This is a genomic window from New Jersey aster yellows phytoplasma, assembly GCF_002554195.1.
Lineage (GTDB): Bacteria > Bacillota_I > Bacilli_A > Acholeplasmatales > Acholeplasmataceae > Phytoplasma.
The window spans coordinates 1-6,397 of sequence record NZ_MAPF01000007.1 but is presented as its reverse complement, the minus strand read 5'-3'; the positions used below and the strand labels follow the sequence as shown (position 1 = coordinate 6,397).

5 protein-coding genes and 1 pseudogene are annotated in these 6,397 nt (G+C 24.0%); 1 reads left to right on the top strand and 5 read right to left on the bottom strand.

The annotated features are described in order from the left end of the window. Nucleotides 1-227: 227 nt before the first annotated feature. Nucleotides 228-1,034: pseudogene (locus tag BBA70_RS00205) on the top strand (IS3 family transposase). Between the two features lie 810 nt (nt 1,035-1,844). Here the strand turns inward: BBA70_RS00205 and BBA70_RS00195 are convergent. The 5 genes from BBA70_RS00195 to mscL all read right to left on the bottom strand — a co-directional run bounded on the left by BBA70_RS00195 (nt 1,845) and on the right by mscL (nt 5,990). Continuing rightward, entirely contained in the window at nt 1,845-2,813 is a 969-nt protein-coding gene (locus BBA70_RS00195; protein WP_252861412.1) for an ABC transporter ATP-binding protein, read from the bottom strand. Continuing rightward, nucleotides 2,810-3,637 (bottom strand): ABC transporter ATP-binding protein, encoded by an 828-nt coding sequence (locus BBA70_RS00190; protein ID WP_252861411.1) that lies wholly within the window; start codon nt 3,635-3,637, stop codon nt 2,810-2,812. The genes BBA70_RS00195 and BBA70_RS00190 overlap by 4 nt, the downstream gene beginning before the upstream one ends. Continuing rightward, nucleotides 3,634-4,590 carry an ABC transporter ATP-binding protein gene (locus tag BBA70_RS00185; protein ID WP_252861410.1) on the bottom strand — a complete coding sequence of 319 codons (957 nt, stop codon included), beginning with the start codon at nt 4,588-4,590 and terminating at the stop codon, nt 3,634-3,636. The genes BBA70_RS00190 and BBA70_RS00185 overlap by 4 nt, the downstream gene beginning before the upstream one ends. A gap of 13 nt (nt 4,591-4,603) precedes the next feature. Then, entirely contained in the window at nt 4,604-5,311 is a 708-nt protein-coding gene (locus tag BBA70_RS00180; protein ID WP_252861409.1) for an ABC transporter transmembrane domain-containing protein, read from the bottom strand. A gap of 241 nt (nt 5,312-5,552) precedes the next feature. Next, nucleotides 5,553-5,990 carry a large conductance mechanosensitive channel protein MscL gene (mscL, locus tag BBA70_RS00175; protein WP_011412311.1) on the bottom strand — a complete coding sequence of 146 codons (438 nt, stop codon included), beginning with the start codon at nt 5,988-5,990 and terminating at the stop codon, nt 5,553-5,555. Nucleotides 5,991-6,397: the final 407 nt, after the last annotated feature.

Sequence of the window (6,397 nt, the reverse complement as noted above, 5' to 3'; positions counted from 1 at the left end):
TTTTATTTTTTAATTTATTTCAATCATTAAATAAACTTTAATTTTTAAATTAACTGCCATACCAGTTATAGGTATGTGTTTTATAAATAAAAAAAAATATGGAAGGGGGGTGATTCATATATTAGACAAAAAATAACATTAATAAATTATTTAATGGCGTTAAAAAACATTTAAAGAGTTATAATTGTTGATATAATGAAAAAAATATAAGATACATTGGTGTTAAGATGCAAAAATTAAAACAAAAAATAAAATTATTACAACAAATTATTAAAAAAATAGAAAAGATAGAAAAAAATATATTTAATTTAGTGGGAAAGTTTCAAAATGATTTAAATATAACCACTATTTTAAAAACGATTCAAACTAAAAGGAGTACTTATTATTATTGGTTAAAAGTTAACCATAAAATTAAACTAAAACAAGAAAAATATCTTTTACAACAAAAACGTATTGAATCTTTATGCAGAATTCATGAATATTTATTTGGCCATAGTAAAATCACTAATTTATATCAAAAAAATTTTAATGAAACCATCACTAAGAAAAAAGTTTATCACATCATGAAAGAAAAGAGTATTTGTTGTCGTTTAAGAATCAAAAAAATAAATATCATTACCAACAGTTAAAATCTCAATTAAAAATAGTTCTTAATTTAATTAACCAAGATTTTAAAACCTATGAACCGATGCAAAAACTCTTCACAGGCATCACTTATTTTAAAACTCAACAAGGTTTTTTATATTTTTATTGTATTATCGACTCTTTTAACAATCAAATTGTCGCTTCTCATGTTAAAGGTTTTTTAATCAGCATGTCCAGAAAAACCACTACCCGTGATAACGCTGTCATTTAAAACTTTTTCGGTCAAATGAAAAGCATTTTAGAACACCGCCATCCTTTTTTATTTCCAAAACCCAATGGCCAAAATAAAAACTATCATTAAACAATTTCCTGCTTTTTGGAATCAAAAATGGCTATTAACTAAATTAAACTATAATTCACCAATTCAATATTCTCAAAACTTGATATAAAAAAAATTGATTAATTGTTTAAATGTTAACCTTGAAAAAGGTTACTTTTTGCGCCCTTTTTTAAAATAAAATAATATAATTACGTAAAAAAATATTTTCTTTTCATTTTGTAGGAGTGTTTTTAACTTTTTTTAAGCAATTATATATATGAAGGGGTAAAATATTTAAAAAAATATCTTTTGAAACTAACAAATTATAAAAAAATTAGACACTTTTTTATATAATTTAAATTTTTTGTTGGTTTGAAAAGATATGAAATTATCACTTAATTTTAAGTTTTAAAGAACAATTTTAAAGATAAAAGTTGTCTAATAAAACGGAACACGGCAAAAGTTAGTTGGTGAGATTCTTTTATGTTGTCTAGGGTTATAACAAAACTTAAAAATTTGGTTTTTAATTTTTTAAGCAGTAATTCATGATTTATTTGTTTTAACCATAATCGATTTGGGTTGAGGTTTCTTATTCTATCAGGCTCATATTTTTTTTCTTTAAAAATGATATTATTTGATTTGGTGGTTTTTGTTGGATTTAAGGTGAATTGAGGTATTTGATTAATACTAAGATTCCTTCTTGGTACAAAACCTCTCTAGTTAACAATTTAGGGTAATATTTGAATTTTAAACTATTTTTTTACTAATGATCAATGAAGTTCAATTAATTGATTACGAATTTCTAAATTCTTTTTATTTTTTTAAAAAATATTTAAATAATTTTTGTCTTAACGCTCAATTCTTTTCTAAGAATATTTTTAGAAAAGAAAGACCAACTATATAAATATTTGGTCTTTATATTTAATATTAATATTATATATTATTTTTGAAATTGGCTTTGATATAGTTTATAATAAAATCCTTTATAATTTAATAATTCTTGATGTGTTCCTTGTTCAATAATAGCCCCTCTATTAAGCACTAATATCTTATCAGCATTAACAATAGTAGATAATCTATGAGCAATAACAAAAGCAGTTTTGTTTTGAATTAACTTTTGAATAGCTTGTTGTAACAAAATTTCAATTCTAGTATCTACATTAGAAGTAGCCTCATCCAAAATTAATATTTTAGGATCACTTAAAATAGTCCTTGCAATAGTAATTAATTGTTTTTCTCCTTGAGACAAATTATCTGCTTCTTCATTAATTTGCATCTGATAACCATTAGGTTTAGTATTAATAAAATAATTCACTTGAGCTTGTTTGGCTGCTTGTATTACTTCTTCATCAGTTGCATCTTGTTTGCCATATTTAATATTTTGCCAAATAGTATCTTTAAAAAACCAAGTATCTTGTAATACCATTCCAAAAATAGTTCTTAAATTATCTTTTTTTAATTCACGAATATCAACTCCATCAACTTTAATAGTCCCTGCATTAATATCATAAAAACGCATTAAAAGATTAATTAAAGTAGATTTACCAGAACCTGTAGGGCCCACAATAGCTATGGTTTGTCCTGGTTTGGCAACAAAATTAATATTCCTTAATAACATATCTCTTTTATTATAACCAAAAAAAACATTTTCAAAAACAACTTCTCCTTGAGGATTAGCAATAACTTGAGGTTTAAGCACTTCAGGAGCTTCTTCAATTTCATTTAAAAAAGCAAATACTCTTCTAGAAGCAGCATTAGCAGATTGTAATAAAACTGACATATGACCTATTTCAATAATGGGATTGCCTAAACGCCAAACAAATTGTAAAAAACATCTAAAAAGTCCTATTCCAATAACTCCTACTCCTAATTTAGCTAAAAAAGGAGATGTATTATGGCCTTCAATCAAAAAAAACCCACCATACTAACTGCAATTAAAGTAAAATGAGTAAACAAACATACAATGGGTGAAGTTAATCCAGACAAAAAATTAGATTTAAAAACTAACTTTTCTAAACACTTGCTTTGATAACTAAACTCTTCAATAACTGTATTTTGTTGATTATATAAAATAATTTCTTTATATCCAGTATATTTTTCTTGTAAAAAACCATGATAATTCCCTGATTCATCAAACCTTTGAATAAAGATTTTCTGTGATTTAGCAAAAACTTTATAAATAGCATAAAAGGAAAAAGGAATCATCATAAAGACAATAATACCTAAAAAAAGATGTAAAACAAACATAAAACAAATAATCATTACAATCATTAAAAAAGAAGCTAACATAATAGAAAAAGATTGTTGTAAGGCATTAGAAATAACTTCAATATCATTTGTCATCCGACTCATAATATTTCCTAAAGTATTAGAATCAAAGTATTTAATAGGTAAACGATGATTTTTTTTTTGCAAATCTTGGCGCAAATCTCTCATACCTTGATGAATAGATGAAATTAACATTTTATTAAAAAAAACACGACACATAACAACAAACAAATATAAAAATAGATTAATACATAAAATAAAGATAATGTAATGCATAATGTTTTTGCCAAAAAAAGGAACAGAAAAGGAACTACGATCTTTATAATATTTTTGAATTTCATCAGTAATAAATCTACCTTCAAAATAAAACAAAAAAACATTAAAAAGGGAGGCTAGAAAAATTAAGAAAAGTCCTAAATTAATTTGTTTTTTAAAAGGCTTTAAATATCTCAAAATTCTTTTCATAAAACAACCTCTAAATTTTGGGATTTGGCAATTTCTTGATAAAGAAGACAATTTTTCATTAATTCTTGATGAGTCCCTATAGCTTTCATTTTTCCTTCTTCTAAGACAATAATTTTATCGGCATTAATAACAGAAGTAAGTCTTTGAGCAACAATTAACACTAAGTTTTGGCCTTTCATTTCAAAAAAAGTTTTTCTAATTTCATATTCAGTTTTATAATCAAGAGCTGAAAAAGAATCATCAAAAATATAGATATCAGGTTTTTTAAGAAATCCTCTTGCCATAGAAAGTCTTTGTTTTTGTCCCCCTGAAAAATTAGTACCCAATTCACTTACTATTTCATTAAATTTATGATTTTTATTTTGTATAATTTGATAAGCTTGAGCAAGTTGCAATGCTTCTTTCATTTGATTTTCTTGAGGATTTTGTTTACCGAAAGCTAAATTACTTCTAATAGTTCCTTTAAATAAAACATTTTTTTGAGAAATAAAACTAATTTTATTACGCAAATAATTAAGATCATATTCTTTAATATCAATATCATTAATTTTAATAGCGCCTTCGCACACATCATAAAGGCGGGGGATAAGACCTATTAAGGTGGATTTTCCTGAACCAGTAGCACCTACAAAAGCTACAATTTGTCCTTTTTTCATACTAAAATTAATCTTTTCTAACGTGGGTTGTGTAGCATCAGGATAAGTAAAAGTAACATTTTCAAAAGACAAAGTTTGAAAAGGCATTTGTGGTTTTAAAGGTTTGCAAACATTTTTTATTTTGGGGGTAACATTTAAAACATTTTCAATTCTTCTAACAGATACCAAAGTTTTAGGAAACATCATAAAGAGTAATAAAAAATCCAAAATAGCAAATAAAACATGAAATTGATAATCAATACATGAAAGAAGTTTGCCTGTAGTAAAACCAGGATTGTCTTGAGTTAAAAAATGCACTCCTACCCCAACATTAATCAAAATAGAGCAATTTAAAAAAAATAAAAGATAGGATCAATAGAAACCATAAAATTAAATAATTTAATAGAAAAAAACTATATTTATGATTTACTTTAGAAAAACGAGAAGTTTCATATTGACTTTGACGAAAAGCACGAATAGATTTTATCCCAATTAAATTTTCACGAGTAATAACATTTAATTCATCTAATTTTTTTTGTTGTTGTTGTGATAAAATATAGGATTTTTTAAGAATAATAAATAGTGTTAAAACTAAAAAAGGAGCAACAAAAAGAATTCCTAAAAGCAAAAAAGAAGCTACATAAAAAATAGTAATAACACTAACTACAAGCATAATAGGAGAAACAACAGCAGTACGGTAAAAAACAGAAATGAAATTCATTACTTGAAAAACATCCAAAGTAGTATAGTTAAGGATAGATGAAATCCCTAATTGTTTCATCTCAGTGGGTGAAAAAGTTTGTACTTTTTGAAAAATATCACCACTTAAATCTTGAAAAAGCAAGGATGATACTTTGGAAGCACAATAATTAAGAATTAGATTTCCTATAAAGCCACAACAAGCACATAAAGTTAAAAGCCCTAAAAGTGCGAAAGGATCAAGTTTGTTTTTATTATAATCAATAATAAACTTACCAATTATAAAAGGGATTCCCAATTCACTACAACAAACAAACAAAACAGCAATTAAATTTAACAACAGTAACATTTTGTATTTGAATAAATATTTCCAAATAATTTTCATTAGTCTAAACTCACAATTCTTTTGTTTATATGGTTATTTTTTTGTTGCAATTTCTTTCCAAACAATAATAAGGGCAAAAAGAATAATAAATATAATTAAAATAATAAAACTTAATAAAAAAAGACTATTAAAAATAGTCCCTTATAATTGTTTGAATAACAACTAAATAACATTTATTGTTAATACTAATTTGCAATTACTTATTTGATTTCAAAATATTTTTAATTTCTTCTAATAAAGCAATTTCTTTATTAAGACTTTGTTGTAAAAGCAACATATTTTTATCGGTTTTTTCCTTTTGCAAAGGATTTTTCCAAGACATTAAAGTTAAAATAGTATAAATAATAAAAGAAAGCAACAAAAACTCTAAAATAGTTTGCAAAAAATTACCATAACAAAGATAAGTATTAGCTTTAATTGTAAATTTCAAATCTTTTAAAGCCCCAGTATAATTAAATAACAAAGAAAAAAGAGGCATAATAATATCTGCTACCAAAGAACTTACAATTTTGGCAAAAAGTTGTCCTATTACAACTGCAACAGCTAAATTAATAACATTACCACGAGCAATAAAAGCTTTAAAACCTTTAGCAAATTCCAAAGATTTAGAGGTAAAATTATAATTTTCTATCATTTTAAAACTCCTTTTTTTAATAAAAAATTAAAAAAACGCAAAACAATACTTTCAAAACAAATACTTTCAAGTCAAAAGAAAACCAATAAAAAACCAACTTTTAACACTTTAAATAAAAGGGATTTTTACATTTGTATTATAACATTTTTTAATTATAAAAATATTAAAATATCTAAAAAAATATTTAATTGTAATTTTTCTTTATAAATTTTATATCTTGTTTATAAAAAAGAGGAACAAAAAAATGAAAATAGCAATTTTACAAAATGAATTTATTTTTAAAAAACTAACTTTTCTAAGTTAGTATTAGTTGGATTACAATTATAATACTATATTTTTTTATAATTAGATAAACGAAAAATAATTATAATTATCCATTCATATTTTTTAGGTAATCCTCTCTTTAA

What these genes read in the sequence shown, in the direction of transcription:
- BBA70_RS00190 (WP_252861411.1), bottom strand. Translation starts at nt 3,637, where the DNA reads ATGAAAAGAATTTTGAGATATTTAAAGCCTTTTAAAAAACAAATTAAT.
- mscL (WP_011412311.1), bottom strand. Translation starts at nt 5,990, where the DNA reads ATGATAGAAAATTATAATTTTACCTCTAAATCTTTGGAATTTGCTAAA.